Origin of the sequence: Amycolatopsis sp. NPDC051371 (assembly GCF_040682155.1) — a bacterium.
In the GTDB taxonomy this organism is placed as follows: domain Bacteria; phylum Actinomycetota; class Actinomycetes; order Mycobacteriales; family Pseudonocardiaceae; genus Amycolatopsis.
This window is the reverse complement of the sequence record NZ_JBFBAG010000020.1, coordinates 147,187-164,720: the sequence shown is the minus strand read 5'-3', so window position 1 is coordinate 164,720 and position 17,534 is coordinate 147,187. Positions and strand designations below refer to the sequence as shown.

Here is a 17,534-nt window from a genome sequence, read left to right as displayed (position 1 = left end):
CGTGCAGATCGCCGGTCGTCACGTCCTGGTCGCCGGTGCGGGGGTCACCGGCAAGTCGATCGTGCCCGTGCTCACCGAGCTGGGCGCGAAGGTCACCGTCACCGACGGCAACGCCGAGCGCCTGGCCGAACTCGAAGGCTTGGGCGCCGAGCTGGTGCCCGGCCTGACCGAGCCGCCGTCCGACGTCGTCCTCGTCGTCACCAGCCCCGGCTGGCGGCCGACGTCGCCGCTGCTGGTGGCCGCCGCCGAAGCGGGTGTCGAGGTGATCGGCGACGTCGAGCTGGCCTGGCGCGCCGGGCAGCTGCGCGACCACCCGCCGTCGTGGCTGGTGGTCACCGGGACCAACGGCAAGACGACCACCGTCGGCATGCTCGAATCGATGCTCAAGGCCGCCGGGTCGAACGCCGTGGCCTGCGGGAACATCGGCTACGCGGCCCTCGACGCGGTCCGCGCGGGCTACGACGTGCTGGCCGTCGAGCTGTCGAGCTTCCAGCTGCACTGGTCCTCGACGCTGGCGCCGGACGCGGCCGTGGTGCTCAACCTGGCCGAGGACCACATCGACTGGCACGGCTCGATGGACGAGTACGCGGCCGCCAAGGGGCGCGTGTACACCCGCGCCAAGGTCGCCGTGCACAACGCCGACGACGAGTGGTCCGCCCGGATCGCCGACGAGCACGCGCCCGAGAGCGCCCGCCGCGTCGGCTTCCGCCTGGACACCCCCACCGCCGGTGAGCTCGGCCTGGTCGAGGATCTCCTGGTCGACCGCGCCTTCGTCGCCGACCCGGCGAACAGCGCCGAAGAGCTCGCCACCCTCGCCGACGTCCGCCCGGCGGGCCCGCACAACGTCTCGAACGCCCTCGCCGCGGCCGCGCTGGCCCGCGCCCACGGCGTCCCGCCGGAGGCCGTGCTGAAGGGCCTGCGCGAGTACCAGCCGGCCCCGCACCGGGCCGTCGAGGTGGCCGAGGTCGCCGGGGTGCGGTACGTCAACGACTCGAAGGCGACCAACCCGCACGCCGCGGCCGGGTCGCTGCGCGCGCACCGGAGCATCGTGTGGATCGCCGGGGGCCAGCTCAAGGGCGCTTCCGTCGAGGAACTCGTGAGCAGCATCGCAAGCCGTCTGCGCGGAGTTGTGCTACTCGGCGTCGATTCACCCGTGATCGCCGCCGCGGTCGCGCGACACGCGCCGGATGTCCCGGTGAACAGCCTCCGTCCGGGTGACCATGAACCCATGACTGCGGCGGTGACAGCGGCCAGCGCGATGGCCCGGCCTGGTGACGTGGTGCTGCTCGCACCCGCCGCGGCGTCGTTGGACATGTTCCGCAACTACGGCGAGCGCGGCGACGCGTTCGCCGCGGCGGTGCACGTCCTCCGCGACGACGCAGCGGGGGAGCCGAGTGACGGTCACTGAGCCCAAGCCCAAGACACCGCCGAAGCGGCCGCGCCGCGAACGCAAGGAAAGCGGCTTCGTCGCGTTCCGGACGGCGCTGACCGCGTGGCTTTCGCGCCCGCTGGCGTCGTTCCACCTGGTGCTCGCCCTCACCGGCGTGATCACCGTCATCGGCATCGTCATGGTGCTGTCGGCGTCGTCGGTCGAGTCCTACAACCCGAAGACCGGCAGCGGGGTGTACTCGCTGTTCGTCAAGCACCTGGTGTTCGTCGCGCTCGGCGGCGTGGTGTTCTGGCTGGGCATGCGGGTCAAGCTGGAGCGGATCCGGCGCATGTCGGCCACCGCGACGGTCGTCTGCCTGGGCCTGCTGGTGCTGGTCCTGACCCCGCTGGGGTCGACGGTGAACGGCTCGCAGGGCTGGTTCCGGCTCGGCGACTTCACCTTCCAGCCGGTCGAGGCCGCGAAGGTCGCGCTGGCGTTCTGGGGTGCGCACATCCTGGTGATCAAGTACAACGTGATCCACCAGTGGCGGCACCTGCTGGTGCCGGTCGTGCCGATCGCGCTGCTGATGTTCGCCCTGGTCATGCTGCAACCGGACCTCGGCGGCACGGTCACCCTGGCCGTGGTGCTCCTGGCGCTGCTGTGGTTCGCCGGCGCCCCGAAACGGCTGTTCGGCGTCATCCTCGCGGGCGGCCTGGCCGGCGTGCTCGTGCTCGCCCTCATCGCGCCCTACCGGCTCGCCCGCGTCATGTCGTTCCTCTCGCCGGACGCCGACACCAGCGCCGAGGGCTTCCAGGCGAACCAGGCCAAGCTGGCGCTCGCCGACGGCGGGCTGTTCGGCAAGGGCCTCGGCCAGGGCGCGGCCAGCTGGAGCTACCTGCCGAACGTGCAGAACGACTTCATCTTCGCCCTGATCGGCGAGGAGCTCGGCTTCATCGGCTGCGTCGTGGTGCTGAGCCTGTTCGCCGGGGTCGCCGTGGTGGGCTTGCGGATCGCCACCCGCAACATCGACCCGTGGATCCGGATCGTCTCCGGCACGCTGACCGTCTTCCTCGTGGCCCAGGCCGGCATCAACATCGGCTACGTCGTCGGCCTGCTGCCGGTCACCGGCGTCACGCTGCCGCTGATCTCCTACGGCGGCACCTCGCTGGTGATCACCATGCTCATCATGGGGGTGCTCGCGAACGCCGCCCGGCACGAACCGGAGGCGGTGGCCGCGCTGCGCACACAGGGGCCGGGTAAATTCGGACGCCTGCTGCGGCTGCCCGCGCCCGATCCGTACCGCCCGCCCGCCACCCGCAAGGGGGCGGCGCGCACCGGGGCGAAGGCGGCCAGGCCCGCGCCCCGTGCGGCGCGGCCCGCCCCGGCGCAGGAACGACGCAGGTCGGTCCGCGAACCGGTGCGCCGCAGCGCGGCACGGACGAGCACGGCCACGTCTCGCGGGGCCGCGCGGACAACAGCGAGCCGTGGTACCCGGAGTACCGCGAACCGGAGAGGTCATTGGTGAGTAAGCCCGTCAAGGGAACCGAGCGAGCCGTCGCGGGCAAGGCGCCTGTGGTCGTGGTCGCCGGTGGTGGCACCGCAGGACACATCGAACCCGCACTCGCCCTGGCCGACGCCGTCATGCGGCTGCGCCCGGACGCGACCGTGATCGCCCTCGGCACCGAGCGTGGCCTGGAGAACAAGCTCGTCCCGGCCCGCGGCTACGAACTGGAGCTGATCCCGCCGGTCCCGCTGCCCCGCAAGCCGACGCCGGAGCTGCTGCGGCTGCCGCTGAAGGTCCGCGACTCCGTGCGGCGCACCCGGGAGGTGCTGGACCGGGTCGGCGCGGACGTCGTCGTCGGGTTCGGCGGCTACGTCGCCCTGCCCGCCTACCTGGCCGCGCGCGGGCGTGTCCCGATCGTCGTGCACGAGGCCAACCAGTCGCCCGGCCTGGCGAACCGGGTGGGCGCGCGGTTCGCGAAGCGGGTCGCGGTCGCCGTCGCGGGCACGCCGCTGCCGAAGGCCGAGGTCGTCGGGATCCCGCTGCGGCGGTCGATCACGTCGCTCGACCGGGCCGCGCTGCGCGCCGAGGCCCGCGCGCACTTCGGGCTGGACCCGGACGCGCCGACGCTGCTGGTGTTCGGCGGCTCGCAGGGCGCGCAGTCGATCAACGCCGCGGTCTCCGGCGCGGCCAAGGACCTGGCCGACGCCGGGGTCGGCGTGCTGCACGCGCACGGCCCCAAGAACACGCTGGTCGTGCAGGAGTTCCCGGGCCGGCCGGCGTACGCGCCGGTGCCGTACCTGGAGCGGATGGACCTGGCCTACGCGGCGGCGGACGTCGCGATCTGCCGCTCGGGCGCGATGACGGTCGCCGAGGTGACCTCGGTCGGGCTGCCCGCGGTGTTCGTCCCGCTGCCGATCGGCAACGGCGAGCAGGCCACCAACGCCCGGCCCGCGGTCGACGCCGGCGCGGCGCTGATGGTCGCCGACGCCGACCTCACCCCGGCCAAGATCGCCGAGCTGGTCGTCCCGCTGGTCGCCGACGCCGACCGCGTCGCGAAGATGGGCGCGGCCGCGGTCGGCATGGGGCACCGCGAAGCCGACGAACTGCTCGCTCGCATCGTTTTGGAGGCCGCCGGTGCTTGAGTTGCCTGAAGAGCTGCGCCGGGCGCACCTGATCGGGATCGGCGGTGCCGGCATGTCCGGCATCGCGCGGATCCTGCTGGCCCGGGGGGCTTTCGTGTCGGGCTCGGACGCCAAGGAGTCGCGCGCGCTGCTGTCGCTGCAGGCCCAGGGTGCCGAGCTGTTCGTCGGCCAGGCCGCGGCGAACCTGACCGCGCTTTCCGAGCCGCCTTCGTCGGTGGTCGTCTCGACGGCGATCAAGGAAACCAACCCCGAGCTGGTCGCGGCGCGTGCCGCGGGAATCCCGGTGCTGCACCGGGCGCAGGCGCTGGCCGGGCTGATGGAAGGCCACCGCGTCGCCTGCATCGCGGGCACGCACGGCAAGACGTCGACGACGTCGATGCTCACGGTGGCGCTGCAGCACTGCCGGCTCGACCCGTCGTTCGCCATCGGCGGCGACCTCAACGAGTCCGGGGCCAACGCCCACCACGGCGAGGGCGGCATCTTCGTCGCCGAAGCCGACGAGAGCGACGGCTCGTTCCTGACCTACTCGCCGTCGGTCGCGGTCGTGACGAACGTCGAGCCGGACCACCTGGACCACCACGGCACCGCCGAGGCCTACACGAAGGTGTTCACCGACTTCGTGGGCCGGATCGAGCCGGGTGGGCTGCTGATCGTCTGCGGCGACGACCCCGCGGCGGACGAGCTGGGCAAGCAGGCTTCGGAGCTGGGGGTCCGGGTGCGCCGCTACGGCCGCACGGTCACCGATGAGGGAGACGCCCGCGTGCTCGACTACGCGCCGGCGCCGGACGGCGGTGTCGTCCGGCTCGCGCTCGACGGCGGCGAGCTGTCGGTGCGGGTCGCGGTGCCGGGTGAGCACATGGCGCTCAACGCGGTCGCGGCGCTGCTGGCCGGGCTGGAGCTGGGCGCGCCCGCCGACGGGCTGGCGGACGGGCTCGCGGCCTTCGGCGGCGTCCGGCGTCGCTTCGAGTTCAAGGGGCGGGCCGGTGACGTCCGCGTCTACGACGACTACGCCCACCATCCGACCGAGGTGGCCGCGCAGCTGCGCGCGGTGCGGACCGCGGCCGGGACCGGCCGGGTCGTCGTCGTGTTCCAGCCGCACCTGTTCTCGCGGACCAAGCTGTTCTCGGCGGAGTTCGCTTCGGCGTTGTCCCTGGCCGACGAGGTCGTCGTGCTGGACGTCTACGGCGCCCGCGAGGAGCCGGAGCCGGGCGTGACCGGTGCGTTGATCGCCGACGCGGTGACCGTGCCGGTGCACTACGAGCCCGCGTTCGACGTCGCCGCGGGTCTGGTGGCGAGCCTCGCGCACGGGGGCGACCTCGTCGTCACCATGGGCGCCGGGGACGTGACGCAGCTGGGCCCGGAGATCCTCGCCGAGCTGGACAAGCGCTGAGCCGATGAGTCCGACCAGGGAACGCCGCCGTCCGTCCGGAGAGGACGAACGGGATCGCGCTGCCCTGGCGCGCGAACGCCGGGGGCGGCGCTCCGACGAGGAACGCCGCCGCACCCGCACCAGCGCCGCGCGCCCGAAGCCCTCGGCCGCGCGCCCGAAGCCCGGTGTGCGGAACCGGCCCAACCGGCAGGTCGAGATCCGCCGCCGGTGGGTCGCGCTGCTCTCGCTGCTGACCGTGATCGCCTTGGTGTACCTGCTGTTCTTCAGCTCGATGCTGGGGGCGAAGGACGTCTCGGTCAGCGGCTCGCGCACGGTCACGGCCGACCAGATCCGCGCGGTGGCGGCGGTGCCGGTGGACCAGCCGATGCTGCGGCTGAGCACCGACGAGATCCGCGACCGGGTGGCGGCGATGCCGGGCATCGCGACGGTCGAGGTGTCGCGGTCGTGGCCGAACACGGTCGAGATCACGGTGACCGAGCGGACGGCGATCGCGTTCTTCGACAGCGGCCCGGGCGGTGACGGCGTCCACCTGGTCGACGGCGGCGGTGTGGTGTTCAAGACGGTCCCGTCGCGGCCGGCGGGGTTGCCGGAGCTCAAGCTGCCGAAGGTGTCGGCCGACGACCCGGTGACGCGCGCGGTGACGGCGGTCCTCGGGGTGATCCCGGAGCAGCTGCTGAAGCAGGTCACGACGGCGACGGCGAAAACGCCGGCGAGCGTGGAGTTCACGCTGTCGAGCGGGAAGATCGTCCGCTGGGGGACGGCGGAGCAGACGGACCGCAAGGCCAAGGTCCTGGCGGCGCTGCTCACCCAAGAAGGCAAGGTCTACGACGTCGCGGCGCCCGAGCTGCCGACCATCACTTCCTGATTCTCCGGTTTCCCGTGCACCTTTCTTTCCGTATGCCGTACGATCTCGTATGGCATACGAGAATGAGGAGGGCGTCATGACGATCCTGGTGACGGGAGCGACCGGCAGCGTGGGCCGCCTGGTGGTCGACGAGCTGCTCGCCGCGGGGGTGCCGGTGCGGGCGCTGACCGTCGATCCGGAGCGGGCTTCGCTGCCCGCCGAAGCCGAGGTGGTGGTCGGTTCGCTGGCCCGGCCGTCGACGTTGCCGCTGGAGGGCGTCGACGCCGTGTACCTGGCGCCGATGGCGCGGACCGTCCGGCGGTTCTGTGAACTGGCGCGTGAAGCGGGCATCAAGCGGGTCGTCGCGCTGTCGGGCAGCAGCGTCGGCGATGACCACGAAGGCTCCAGCGGCAACGAGTACGGCGCCGTCGAGGAGGCGGTCCGGGAAGCCGGTTTCGCGTGGACGTTCCTGCGTCCCGGCGTGTTCATGAACAACACGCTCGACTGGGCGCACATGGTCCGCGCGGGCGAGGTCGCCCTGGCCTACGGCGACGCGACGCAGACCCCGATCGACCTCGGCGACATCGCCGCGGTGGCCGCTCGCGTGCTGACCACCGAAGGGCACGTCGGCGCTACGCACGTCCTCAGTGGACCCGAGGCGATCAGCCTGCGCGGGCAGGTCTCGGTGCTCGGATCGGTGCTGGGCAAGGAGATCCGGTTCCGCGAGCTGAGCCGGGCCGAGCAGCGGGCGCAGTGGGTCGGGTACGGCGTCCCCGAGCAGGCCGTCGACTGGATCCTCGACGGCTTCGAGGAGACGCTGCGGCATCCGCAGGTGCCGACCGGCGTGGTCGAGGAGCTGCTGGGCCGCCCGGGGACGACCTACGCGTCGTGGGTGGCCGCGCGGCGGGGGGTGTTCGCCTAGACCCGGGTGCGGGTCATTCCGGCGAGGCCCAGCAGCGGGAGGACGCCCGCGAAGACGACGACCGCCGTCCAGCCGCCGAGGTGGTAGGCGATCGAGCCCGCCTGGGAGCCGATCGCGCCACCGATGAAGAACGTGCCCAGGTAGACGCTGTTGACGCGGGCGCGGGCCGACGGGTCGAGCTGGTAGATCACGTGCTGGCCGGTCACCAGCGTCGCTTGCACGGCCATGTCGACCGCGATCGCGGCGATCGCCAGCAGGATCACGCTGTGGGCGCCGAAGCCGGCGAGCGCGAAGGCCGCCGCGCAGAGGACGAACGCGCCCGCGGTGAGCCGCCGGCCGTGGCCGTGGTCCGACCACCGCCCGGCCAGCGGCGCCACCGCGGCGCCGGCCGCGCCCGCCAGCGCGAAGAGGCCGACGCCGAGCTGGGTGTAGTTGAACGGCGGCGCGGTGAGCACGAACGCGATCGTCGTCCAGAACGCGCTGAACGCCCCGAACATCGCCGACTGGTACAGCGCGCGGTGGCGGAGGTCGGGATGCTTCGTCCACATGGCCAGGGTCGAGCGCAGCAGCTGTCCATAGTGGACGTCGGTCTTGGGTGCCCGGCGCGGCAGGATGAACCGCAGCACGACGGCGAGCGCGGCCATCGCGCCCGCCGAAATGAGGAAGACGACGCGCCAGCTGGTCACTTCGGCCAGGAAGCTGGCGACCACGCGCGAGAGCAGGATGCCGAACAGCAGCCCGCTCACGACGCGCCCGACGATCCGGCCGCGGATGGCGTCGGGGGAGATGTCGGCGGCGAACGGGATGAGGATCTGCACGACGACCGACGTCGCCCCGACGACGAGGGAGGCGATGAGCAGCACGGCGAACCCCGGCGCGACCCCGGTGACGACGAGGCCGGCGCACGCGACCGCGAGCAGCGTCGCGACGAGACCGCGGTTCTCGAGGCGGTCACCGAGCGGGACGAGCAGCAGCATCCCGGCGGCGTAGCCGATCTGGGTGGCGGTGACGACCCCACCGGCGGCGGCCTCCCCGACGCCGAAGGTGTGCCGCAGCTCCGCGAGCAGCGGCTGGGCGTAGTAGAGGTTGGCGACGGTCAGCCCACAGGAGACGGCCAGCAGCAGCACGAGCCATCCGGGCGGCGCGTCCTGCTTCGTGTCCGTCATGCGTGCCCCCTTGTGGAACCGGTTTGATCGGTTCCCGACGGTACCAGTCAAACCGGTTCCGGCGTACTGTGACCCTTATGACGGACCGATTCCGCGCGGGAGCGGGCAGACTGTGCCTCGACTTCATCCGGACGCTGCGTTATCGCGGGACGCCCGCGGAAGTGGAGGAGCTGCCCGACGCGGCGGCGTGGGGAGCGTGGATCGACGCGTTCGGCCCGTTCGGGACGCCGGTGCGCCCCACGTCAGTGGACGACGCGTGGGTGGTGCGCGAGGCGATCCATGCGTTGCTCACTTCGCCGGTGCGGGACCCGGTGCGCCGGAGCTTGAACCGCTTCGCGGCTCTGCCGGTGCCGTCGCCGTCCCTGACGGCTTCGGGCGAGGTGCGCTGGCAGGCCCCGGATCCGGCATCGGCGATGGTGGCGCTGCTGGCGCGGGACGCACTGGACCTGGTGACGTCACCGGAGCTCACCCGGGTCCGCCGCTGCGCCGGCCCGACGTGCGGCGCGCTGTTCCTGGACACATCCCGCCCGGGGACGCGGCGATGGTGCTCGATGGAGATCTGCGGGAACCAGGCGAAGAAGTCGACTTATCGAGCCAAGGCGGGGACCCGCGCCTAGCGTCCCAATGTGGCCTTCGGTGCGTTCAACGCACCGAAGGGCCCCTTGGGTGCGTTGAACGCAACCAAGGCCACATTGGGGCGCCGGGGACTCAGACGAGCGCTGCGTCCATCGTGATCGTCGTACCCGCCAGGGCCTTCGACACCGGGCACGTCTTCTCGGCCGTCTCCGCGTACTCCGCGAACTGCTCCGCGCTCACGCCGGGCAGTGCCGCGCGCAGCGTGATCGCGATTCCGCTGATCTCGAAGCCGCCGCCGGCGGCCGGGCCGAGGGTGACCTCCGCGCTCACGTCGATCGAGTCCGCCGTCAGCTTCTGGGCCTCCAGCACGCCCGACAGGTTCATCGCCAGGCACGACGAGTGCGCCGCCGCGATGAGCTCTTCCGGGCTCGTCTGGCCGTCCGGGTTGCCCGCGCGGGTCGGGAACGACACGGAGAACGTGCCGGCGTTGGACGAGTCCAGCGTGACCTCGCCCTTGCCCTTCTGCAGTCCGCCGGTCCAGTGGGTGGTCGCGTCACGGCTGGGCATCGAAGCCTCCAAGTGAGTACGCGGTGGCCGACGCCGTCAGCCGCCGCAGGGTTGTGATGAGTTCCCGCCGCGAAGCGTCGTCGAGGCCCAGTGCGCAGCCGATGGCCGACGGGACGGCGGAAGCGCGCGTGCGCATCGTCCGGCCCTCCTCGGTCAGGCTGATCACCACGGTGCGCTCGTCCTCGGGCAAACGCGCCCGCGTGAGCAGCCCGTTGGCTTCGAGTCGCTTGAGCAGCGGGGAAAGCGTGCCGTAGTCCAAGTGCAGCGCCTCGCCGATCTCCTTGACCGGCCGGGCGTCGGACTCCCACAGCACCAGCAGCACGAGGTACTGCGGGTAGGTGAGCCCCAGTTCGCCGAGCAGGGGACGGTACGTGTCCGTCACCGCGCGCGACGCCGCGTAGAGCGCGAAGCAGGCTTGCTCGTCCAACAGGAACTCATCCGGCACGTCAGTAAACCTAGCCCACGATTACATCGTGCACAAGGTATTCGCGAAAATCTGTCGGTGGTGCCTGGCAGACTCCCGGCATGACCGAACGACCCGAGCGCCCGAAGGTCCCGCTGACCGGTGGCGAGCGCGAAATCCTGACGAGCATGCTCGACCACCACCGCGCCACGGTCGCGTGGAAGAGCGGCGGGCTCACCGAAGAGCAGGCCCGTCGCGTCCACCTGCCCAGCGAGCTGACGACCATCGCCGGCCTGCTCGCCCACCTCACGCTGAACGAGTGGTTCTGGTTCGCCGTGGTCGTCGACGGCGAAGAGGACACCTGGGAGGAGAAGCTCGAGCAGGACCCGGACGCGGAGTTCCGGATCCCACCCGAGACGACACTGGCCCGGCTTCGAGCCGACTACGAGAAGCAGTGCGCCCGCAGCCGCGAGATCGTCGCCGAGCACGGCCTGGACGACGAAGTGACGCACAAGGACGAGACCTTCAACGTCCGCTGGGTCGTCACGCACATGATCGAGGAGACCGCCCGGCACGTCGGCCACCTCGACCTGCTGCGCGAGCTGACCGACGGGCTCACCGGGGAGTGACCTTCTTGGGCGGCAACGGGAAGAAGCCGCTGGTCCGCTCGACGTAGTGTGCGTACGCCGGTCGCGTCTTCGCCATTCCCTTCTCCAGCATGGGTTTTCCCGTGCCACGGGCCAGGGTGAACGTCATCGCGATGGGGGAGAGGATCGTCAGCGCGCCCGGCCACGTCGAGCAGGCCAGCAGGTAGAGGCCCCACCACACGCACGCGTCGCCGAAGTAGTTCGGGTGCCGCGTGTAGCGCCACAACCCCGTGTCGAGCACTTTCCCCTTCGAAGCCGGATCCGCCTTGAACCGGCGCAGCTGCTCGTCGCCGATCGTCTCGAACCCGAACCCGATCAGCCACACCACGACACCGAGCCAGCCGAGCACGCCGAACCCGGTGCCGTACATCGCGAACTGCGCCGGCAGCGAGACGAAGTACAGCACCAGGCCCTGGAACAGGTACACGCGGACGAAGATGCGGAGCGGCTCCTGCCGCATCCGCGCGTACCGCGGGTCTTCCGGCAGCTTGTGGTTGCGCAGGTGCAGGTGCAGCGAAAGGCGGCCGCCCCAGACGACCGTCAGGACCAGGACCACCAGTCGCAGCGCCAGGGGACCGTCGCCGAACGGGAACGCGGCCAGCGCGACGACCGCGAAGCCGAGCCCCCAGAACGTGTCGACCGTGTCGTAGCGCTTGCGCGCCCGCGCGATCCCGAAGGTCGCCACGACCGCCACGACCGTGACGGCGGCGGTGATCAGCAGCGTGTTTCCGAGCGTCATCAACACCACTCCCGCGTCGCCGGCATGCCGCTGACGCCGTGCTCGTCCGGTCGCACGCTCAGGATCTGGTCCACGCCCATCCGGTTCTCCTCGAACGCCAGTGCCCCGCCCACCAGGTAGAGCCGCCAGACCCGCGCGCCGGTCTCGCCGATCAGCGCGACGACCTCGGCCCAGTTCTCCTCCAGGGTGTCGGCCCAGGCCCGGACCGTCCAGACGTAGTGCTCGCGCATCGCGTGCACGTCCCGGACCTCGAGGCCGGCCGACTCGAGGTGCTCGACCGTCCGGCCCACCGGGCGCATCGTCATGTCTGGGGCGATGTAGCGCTCGATGAACGCGCCGCCGCCGGGGGCCACGGTCCCCCGGGACATCTGCTGGATGAGCACGCGCCCGCCCGGCTTCACCATGCGATGCAGCGTCGCGGTGTAGGCCGGGTAGTTGACCTCGCCGACGTGCTCGCCCATCTCGATCGACGCCACCGCGTCGAACGGCGCGTCCGGCAGTTCGCGGTAGTCCTGCCGGCGCACCTCGACGCGGTCTTCGAGGTCGTGCTGGGCGAGCCGGCCGCGGATGTGCTGCAGCTGCTCGGCCGAGAGCGTGATGCCGACGGCGTGCACACCGTGGTGCTTGGCCGCGTGGACCAGCAGCGAACCCCAGCCGCAGCCGATGTCGAGCAGCCGCATGCCCGGGCGCAGCCCCAGCTTGCGGCAGATCATCTCCAGCTTGTCGTGCTGCGCCTCGGCCAGTCCGTACCCCGGTTCTTCGGAGGTGAAGTACGCGCTGGAGTAGGCCATCGACTCGTCCATGAGCAGCTGGTAGAACGCGTTGCTCAGGTCGTAGTGGTGCGCGATCGCGGACTTGTCCCGCAGCAGGCTGTGCAGCTTCCCGCTCAGCCGGGCCTCCTCGGCCGGCGGCTTCGGCGGGAGCCCGGCGACCCCGAGCGACGCGGCGAGCTTGACCGCCTCCAGCCAGTCGCGCGGGCCGAGCTTCACCCGATTCAGCTCCCCCGTGCGGGTGAGGGCCCAGATGCGGCGGAAGCCGTCCGCCAGGTCTCCTTCGACGTCGAGGTCACCGGTGACGTAGGCGCGGGCGAGACCCAGCTCACCCGGCGCGAACAGCAGGCGGCGCAGGGCGCGCCGGTTGCGTAGGACCACGGTGGGCGCGTCCACTGGGCCGGCGCGGGTTCCGTCCCAGGTCCGCAGGCCGACGGGGAGCTGCCCGCCGAGGAGCTTTTCGGCGAACGAGGCGAGGCGGTGCGCGGTGCTGTTCGGCATGTCCGGGATTCGCTCTCTGCTGCGCGGTGGATTGGTGCCGCGTCCATCCAATCCACTTCCGGCCCGGCGGCGAAGTACCGGTGTGGAGATCACGGGAGAACGCATCGCCGTCATCGGCAGCGGGGTGGCCGGGCTGACGGCGGCATACCTGCTGCAACGCAAGCACGAGGTCCTGCTGTTCGAGTCCGAAGACCGGCTGGGGGGGGCACGCGCACACCCACGACGTGCCCAGTGCCCACGGCGGCACCATCGGCGTGGACTCGGGCTTCATCGTCCACAACGAGCGCACCTACCCGACGCTGCTGAAGCTGTTCGCGGAGCTCGGCGTGCACACCCGCGACACCGAGATGTCGATGAGCATCCGGTGCGACGGCTGCGGCCTGCAGTACGCCGGTGCGAAGGGGCTGCCCGGGCTGTTCGCCCAGCGCGGCAACCTCGTCCGCGCCCGCTACCTGCGGATGCTGGCCGAGGTGAAAAAGTTCCATCGGCACGCGAAACGGCTGCTGGAAGCGAAAGACACCGGCGACGTCACGCTCGGCGCGTTCCTCGCCATCGGCGGCTACACCCGCTACTTCACCGACCACTTCATGCTGCCGCTGGTCTCGACGGTCTGGTCGGCCGACCGCAGCGACACGCTGCGCTACCCGGCGCGCTACCTGTTCGAGTTCCTCCGCAACCACGGCATGCTCTCGGTCAAGAACTCGCCGTCCTGGCGGACCGTCGTCGGCGGGTCCCGCGAATACGTCGAACGCGCGGCCAAGCAGCTCACCGCGGTGCACCTGTCCACGCCGGTCCGGTCGGTGCTGCGGACCGCCCGCGGCGTCGAGATCCGGGACGACGCCGACACCCCGCACCGCGTCGACAAGGTCGTCGTCGCCACGCACGCCGACCAGGCGCTGTCGCTGCTGGCCAACCCGACCGGTGCCGAGCGCGAGGTGCTCGGCGCGTTCCGCTACTCGGAGAACGAAGCCTGGCTGCACACCGACACGAGCGTGCTGCCGTCGCTGGCCGACGCCCGCGCGGGCTGGAACTACCGGGCCCCCGCGTGCGGCGCCCCGACCGGCGCGGTCCAGGTCAGCTACGACATGAACCGCCTGATGCGGCTGGACGAGCCGACCGGTTACGTCGTCACGCTCAACCCGGGCGAGGGCACCGGCAAGGAGGCGCTGGTCGCCAAGATGCGCTACGAGCACCCCGTCTACACGCCGGAATCCGTTGCGGCGCAACGACGGCTGCCCGATCTCAACGACGGCGTCTTCGCCTACGCCGGCGCCTACCACGGCTGGGGCTTCCACGAGGACGGTTGTTCTTCGGGTGCCCGCGCCGCCGAAAGCCTCGGAGTGGCTTGGTGACGAACGCGCTCTACGACGCCACGGTCGCGCACGTGCGGCGGATCGACCCGCCGCACTCCTTCACGCACCGCGTGTACCTGTGGCTCGTCGACCTCGACGCACCGCCGCGGCTGCCGTGGTGGCTGCGGCCGTTCGCGCGGTTCGACCGCCGCGACCACTTCGTCGCCGGCGACCCGCGCGGGATCCGGGAGAAGCTGGACGCGTGGCTCGCCGAGCGCGACGTCGATCTGCGCGGCGGCAAGGTCGTCATGCTGGCCGCCGCGCGCGTGCTCGGGTACGTGTTCAACCCGATCAGCGTCTACTGGTGCCACGACCCCGAGGGCCGGCTCGCGTGCGTCGTCGCCGAGGTGCACAACACCTACGGCGGCCGGCACGCCTACCTGCTGCACCCCGACGAGGCCGGCCGCGCCCGCGCGGACAAGGCGTTCTACGTCTCGCCGTTCCAGGAGATGGACGGCGAGTACCGGATGCGCCTGCCGCACCCGGAAGCGTTGCTCGACCTCACCGTGGCGTTGCGCCGCGGGACGACCACGCCGCTGGTCGCTACGCTGCGGGGAGTTCGCCGCCCGGTGAACCCGCGGTGGCTGGTCCGGCTCGTGCTGGCCCGGCCGCTGCTCCCGCAGCGGGTGTCCGCGCTGATCCGCCGCCACGGCGTCGCGTTGTGGCTGCGGAGGGCCGCGGTCGTGCCGCGCACCCCGCAGAACGCCGGAGGACAGCTGCATGGATGAGTCGGCCCGCCGGCGCCCCGTGGCGCCGGTTCCTTCGGACGCCCCCGCCGCGCCCACCGCGGAGGAGCTCATGGCGCGCGTCGCGAAGGGCGACGAGCGGGCCTTCGAGCTGCTCTACGACCAGCTCGCCGGGCCGATCTTCGGGCTGGTGCGGCGGATCGTGCGTGACGCGGCCCAGTCCGAAGAAGTCGCCCAAGAGGTGCTCGTCGAGCTCTGGCGCACCGCGACGCGGTACGCGCCGGACAAGGGTTCGGCGCTGAACTGGGCGATGACCCTGGCGCACCGCCGCGCGGTCGACCGCGTCCGCTCGGCGCGCGCGAGCACCGAGCGGGAGCAGAAGGCGACCTTCGAAGCCGCCCGCGGCCGTCCGTTCGACGAGGTCGCCGAGTCCGTCACCGCGCGGCTCGAACGCTCCCAGGTGCGCAAGTGCCTGTCCTTCCTGACCGATCTGCAGCGCGAATCCGTGCTGCTCGCCTACTACCAGGGCTATACGTATCGCGAGGTGGCCGAAGTGCTGTCGACGCCGCAAGGAACCATCAAGACGCGGCTCCGGGACGGGCTGATCCGCCTGCGCGACTGCCTGGGGGTGACCGCGTGAGCACGCCCGAGATGCACACCCTCGCCGGCGCCTTCGCCCTCGACGCCGTCTCCGACCTCGAGCGCGCGGAGTTCAGCCGCCACCTCGAGCAGTGCGACTCCTGCGCGCAGGAGGTCGCCGAGCTGCGCGCGACCGCGGCCCGGCTGGGCGCGGCGATGGCCGAGGAGCCGCCGCCCGAGTTCAAGGACCGCGTCCTGACCGCCATGCACGCGACCCGCCAGCTGCCGCCGCGGACGCGGCCCGGCTCGCCCGACCGGCACCGGCGGTCGGGGCGGGCCCCGCGCTGGGCGGTCGTCGTGGCGGCCGCGGCCGCCGTCGTCGGGCTCGCCGCGGGCGGGGTGTTCGGCGGGATCGCGCTGACCCAGCAGCAGGAGCTGCAGTCGGCGCAGACGCAGCTCGACCAGGCGAAGAACCGCTACGCGCCGGTGGCGACGCTGCTCGCGGCGCCGGACGCGAAGACCGCGCACGGCGAGTCGCCCACCGGCGGCGGCGTGACGGTCGTCCTGTCGAAGTCGCTGAACCGCGTGATGGTGATGGACGCGGGGCTGCCGGCGCAGCCGGGCGGGAAGGTGTACGAGGCCTGGCTGATCACCGGTACGGACGCGCCGCGCTCGGCCGGGGTGATCGCCTCGGCGGCCGACGGTGGCCTGGTCGTGGCCGACGGCGTGGGGTCCGCGGACAAGCTCGCCGTGAGCGTCGAACAGGCCGGTGGATCGCCCAGCGGGGCGCCCACGGACGTGCTCATGAGCATGTCCGTACCGGCCTGATCCACGCCATAGCAGACGGGGCCGGAGCGGTGAACGCGGCTCCTCGCTCTTGCGCGCTCGAACGTGTTGTGGCAAAACACCTTTGCGACACACGGCGTGCCTACTGGATTAGAGCCTGCCTGGTGCCTACCGTCCTGCCTAACGTCGGCAGTTGACATAACTCTCAATCTGGGGTTTAGGTTGAGAGTCGATCACCGGCCGGCGGGCTGTACGGGCACAACGATCAGGAAGGCGGACTTCGATGACGCCCCCGCACAACTACCTTGCGGTGATCAAGGTGGTCGGCATCGGCGGTGGCGGCGTGAACGCCGTGAACCGCATGATCGAGGTCGGCCTCAAGGGTGTCGAGTTCATCGCGGTGAACACCGACGCCCAGGCACTGCTCATGTCCGACGCCGACGTCAAGCTGGACATCGGCCGCGAGCTGACCCGTGGCCTCGGCGCGGGCGCCGCCCCCGAGGTCGGTCAGAAGGCCGCCGAAGACCACCGTGAAGAGATCGAAGAGGTCATCAAGGGCGCCGACATGGTGTTCGTGACGGCCGGCGAAGGCGGTGGCACCGGTACCGGTGGCGCCCCGGTCGTGGCGCAGATCGCCCGCAAGCTGGGCGCGCTGACCATCGGCGTCGTGACGCGCCCGTTCACCTTCGAGGGCAAGCGCCGCGGCAAGCAGGCCGAAGACGGCATCCAGTCGCTGCGCAACGAGTGCGACACCCTCATCGTGATCCCGAACGACCGGCTGCTGCAGCTCGGCGACATCGGCGTCTCGCTGATGGACGCGTTCCGCTCCGCGGACGAGGTCCTGCTCTCCGGTGTCCAGGGCATCACCGACCTGATCACCACCCCCGGCCTGATCAACCTCGACTTCGCCGACGTCAAGAGCGTCATGTCCGGCGCGGGCTCGGCGTTGATGGGAATAGGGAGCGCACGCGGTGAAGGCAGGGCCATCCAGGCCGCGGAGAAGGCGATCAACTCGCCGCTCCTCGAGGCCTCCATGGATGGTGCGCACGGCGCGCTGCTTTCGATCGCGGGTGGTTCGGACCTGGGTTTGTTCGAGATCAACGAGGCCGCGTCGCTGGTGCAGGAGTCCGCGCACCCGGACGCCAACATCATCTTCGGCACGATCATCGACGACTCGCTCGGCGACGAGGTCCGCGTCACGGTGATCGCGGCCGGCTTCGACGCCGGCGCGCCGACCCACAAGAAGCTCGACCCGTCGACGTTCGGCTCCGGCTCGCGCTCGTCCGGGACCACCGCGTCGGCCTCGGCCGGCCAGGTCTCGCACCCGCCGACGCCGCCGTCGGGGGCCACCCCGGTGCCGTCGGCCGGCAGCTCCGGCTACCCGGTCGCGCCGCCGCGGTCGCACTCGCCGCTGCCCTCGGCCACGGGGAACCAGTCTTCGGGCGGGCTCCCGCAGCCGGGTGGCGGCTCCCGCGGCTACTCGCCGATGGGCTCCAACGCGACCCAGGGCAGCCTGCCCGGTCGCGCGATGCCGGTGCACGACGACCCGTCGGACGACGAGGTCGACGTCCCGCCGTTCATGCGGCGCTAG

The 17,534-nt window shown here is 71.7% G+C and carries 17 protein-coding genes and 1 pseudogene; 13 read left to right on the top strand and 5 right to left on the bottom strand.

The features are described 5' to 3' along the window. Position 1 precedes the first annotated feature (1 nt). From murD to AB0M59_RS24755, 6 genes are all read left to right on the top strand, one after another. The gene (murD, locus tag AB0M59_RS24780; RefSeq protein WP_364618899.1) at positions 2-1,408 is read left to right on the top strand and encodes a UDP-N-acetylmuramoyl-L-alanine--D-glutamate ligase; all 1,407 of its coding nucleotides are present in this window, start codon (positions 2-4) and stop codon (positions 1,406-1,408) included. Then, positions 1,395-2,894: a putative lipid II flippase FtsW gene (gene ftsW, locus AB0M59_RS24775; RefSeq protein ID WP_364618896.1), complete on the top strand. Its 1,500-nt coding sequence runs from the start codon at positions 1,395-1,397 to the stop codon at positions 2,892-2,894. The genes murD and ftsW overlap by 14 nt, the downstream gene beginning before the upstream one ends. Further along, a complete protein-coding gene (gene murG / locus AB0M59_RS24770; protein WP_364618894.1) occupies positions 2,891-4,015 on the top strand; it encodes an undecaprenyldiphospho-muramoylpentapeptide beta-N-acetylglucosaminyltransferase in 1,125 nt (374 codons plus the stop codon). Before ftsW ends, murG begins: the two co-directional genes overlap by 4 nt. Next, positions 4,008-5,405 (top strand): UDP-N-acetylmuramate--L-alanine ligase, encoded by a 1,398-nt coding sequence (gene murC, locus AB0M59_RS24765; protein ID WP_364618891.1) that lies wholly within the window; start codon positions 4,008-4,010, stop codon positions 5,403-5,405. Before murG ends, murC begins: the two co-directional genes overlap by 8 nt. A 4-nt stretch (positions 5,406-5,409) precedes the next feature. Beyond that, the gene (locus tag AB0M59_RS24760) at positions 5,410-6,270 is read left to right on the top strand and encodes an FtsQ-type POTRA domain-containing protein (RefSeq protein ID WP_364618888.1); all 861 of its coding nucleotides are present in this window, start codon (positions 5,410-5,412) and stop codon (positions 6,268-6,270) included. A gap of 76 nt (positions 6,271-6,346) precedes the next feature. Beyond that, on the top strand, positions 6,347-7,171 hold the full coding sequence (locus AB0M59_RS24755; protein ID WP_364618886.1) for an NAD(P)H-binding protein: 825 nt from the start codon (positions 6,347-6,349) through the stop codon (positions 7,169-7,171). Here the strand turns inward: AB0M59_RS24755 and AB0M59_RS24750 are convergent. Continuing rightward, complete coding sequence (locus AB0M59_RS24750; protein ID WP_364618883.1) at positions 7,168-8,337, bottom strand: MFS transporter; 1,170 nt, start codon at positions 8,335-8,337, stop codon at positions 7,168-7,170. The two genes, AB0M59_RS24755 and AB0M59_RS24750, sit on opposite strands and share 4 nt — an antisense overlap. 77 nt (positions 8,338-8,414) lie before the next feature. Here AB0M59_RS24750 and AB0M59_RS24745 point away from each other — a divergent pair, with 77 nt between their 5' ends. After that, entirely contained in the window at positions 8,415-8,954 is a 540-nt protein-coding gene (locus AB0M59_RS24745) for a CGNR zinc finger domain-containing protein (RefSeq protein ID WP_364618880.1), read from the top strand. A gap of 91 nt (positions 8,955-9,045) precedes the next feature. Here the strand turns inward: AB0M59_RS24745 and AB0M59_RS24740 are convergent, their stop codons facing one another. Further along, positions 9,046-9,480, bottom strand: a complete 435-nt coding sequence (locus AB0M59_RS24740; protein WP_364618877.1) for an OsmC family peroxiredoxin — start codon at positions 9,478-9,480, stop codon at positions 9,046-9,048. Then, positions 9,467-9,925: a MarR family transcriptional regulator gene (locus AB0M59_RS24735; protein ID WP_364618874.1), complete on the bottom strand. Its 459-nt coding sequence runs from the start codon at positions 9,923-9,925 to the stop codon at positions 9,467-9,469. Before AB0M59_RS24735 ends, AB0M59_RS24740 begins: the two co-directional genes overlap by 14 nt. Positions 9,926-10,005: 80 nt before the next feature. Here AB0M59_RS24735 and AB0M59_RS24730 point away from each other — a divergent pair, with 80 nt between their 5' ends. Further along, complete coding sequence (locus AB0M59_RS24730) at positions 10,006-10,512, top strand: DinB family protein (protein WP_364618871.1); 507 nt, start codon at positions 10,006-10,008, stop codon at positions 10,510-10,512. Here the strand turns inward: AB0M59_RS24730 and AB0M59_RS24725 are convergent. Then, on the bottom strand, positions 10,499-11,269 hold the full coding sequence (locus AB0M59_RS24725; RefSeq protein WP_364618868.1) for a DUF1295 domain-containing protein: 771 nt from the start codon (positions 11,267-11,269) through the stop codon (positions 10,499-10,501). The two genes, AB0M59_RS24730 and AB0M59_RS24725, sit on opposite strands and share 14 nt — an antisense overlap. Then, positions 11,269-12,540, bottom strand: a complete 1,272-nt coding sequence (locus AB0M59_RS24720) for a cyclopropane-fatty-acyl-phospholipid synthase family protein (protein ID WP_364618865.1) — start codon at positions 12,538-12,540, stop codon at positions 11,269-11,271. Before AB0M59_RS24720 ends, AB0M59_RS24725 begins: the two co-directional genes overlap by 1 nt. An 82-nt stretch (positions 12,541-12,622) precedes the next feature. Here AB0M59_RS24720 and AB0M59_RS24715 point away from each other — a divergent pair. The 5 genes and pseudogenes from AB0M59_RS24715 (at position 12,623) to ftsZ (ending at position 17,534) form a co-directional block, all read left to right on the top strand. Then, a pseudogene (locus AB0M59_RS24715) lies at positions 12,623-13,892 on the top strand (FAD-dependent oxidoreductase). After that, on the top strand, positions 13,886-14,620 hold the full coding sequence (locus AB0M59_RS24710) for a DUF1365 domain-containing protein (RefSeq protein WP_364618863.1): 735 nt from the start codon (positions 13,886-13,888) through the stop codon (positions 14,618-14,620). The pseudogene AB0M59_RS24715 and the gene AB0M59_RS24710 overlap by 7 nt, the downstream one beginning before the upstream one ends. After that, on the top strand, positions 14,613-15,218 hold the full coding sequence (sigK, locus tag AB0M59_RS24705; protein WP_364618860.1) for an ECF RNA polymerase sigma factor SigK: 606 nt from the start codon (positions 14,613-14,615) through the stop codon (positions 15,216-15,218). The genes AB0M59_RS24710 and sigK overlap by 8 nt, the downstream gene beginning before the upstream one ends. A gap of 11 nt (positions 15,219-15,229) precedes the next feature. After that, positions 15,230-15,985: an anti-sigma factor gene (locus AB0M59_RS24700; protein WP_364618929.1), complete on the top strand. Its 756-nt coding sequence runs from the start codon at positions 15,230-15,232 to the stop codon at positions 15,983-15,985. Positions 15,986-16,226: 241 nt separating this feature from the next. Beyond that, complete coding sequence (ftsZ, locus tag AB0M59_RS24695; RefSeq protein ID WP_364618857.1) at positions 16,227-17,534, top strand: cell division protein FtsZ; 1,308 nt, start codon at positions 16,227-16,229, stop codon at positions 17,532-17,534.

Coding starts and splice junctions, on each gene's coding strand:
- AB0M59_RS24760 (WP_364618888.1), top strand. CDS start 5,410: ATGAGTCCGACCAGGGAACGCCGCCGTCCGTCCGGAGAGGACGAACGG.
- AB0M59_RS24755 (WP_364618886.1), top strand. CDS start 6,347: ATGACGATCCTGGTGACGGGAGCGACCGGCAGCGTGGGCCGCCTGGTG.
- AB0M59_RS24750 (WP_364618883.1), bottom strand. CDS start 8,337: ATGACGGACACGAAGCAGGACGCGCCGCCCGGATGGCTCGTGCTGCTG.
- AB0M59_RS24745 (WP_364618880.1), top strand. CDS start 8,415: ATGACGGACCGATTCCGCGCGGGAGCGGGCAGACTGTGCCTCGACTTC.
- AB0M59_RS24740 (WP_364618877.1), bottom strand. CDS start 9,480: ATGCCCAGCCGTGACGCGACCACCCACTGGACCGGCGGACTGCAGAAG.
- AB0M59_RS24730 (WP_364618871.1), top strand. CDS start 10,006: ATGACCGAACGACCCGAGCGCCCGAAGGTCCCGCTGACCGGTGGCGAG.
- AB0M59_RS24725 (WP_364618868.1), bottom strand. CDS start 11,269: ATGACGCTCGGAAACACGCTGCTGATCACCGCCGCCGTCACGGTCGTG.
- AB0M59_RS24720 (WP_364618865.1), bottom strand. CDS start 12,540: ATGCCGAACAGCACCGCGCACCGCCTCGCCTCGTTCGCCGAAAAGCTC.
- sigK (WP_364618860.1), top strand. CDS start 14,613: ATGGATGAGTCGGCCCGCCGGCGCCCCGTGGCGCCGGTTCCTTCGGAC.
- AB0M59_RS24700 (WP_364618929.1), top strand. CDS start 15,230: ATGCACACCCTCGCCGGCGCCTTCGCCCTCGACGCCGTCTCCGACCTC.
- ftsZ (WP_364618857.1), top strand. CDS start 16,227: ATGACGCCCCCGCACAACTACCTTGCGGTGATCAAGGTGGTCGGCATC.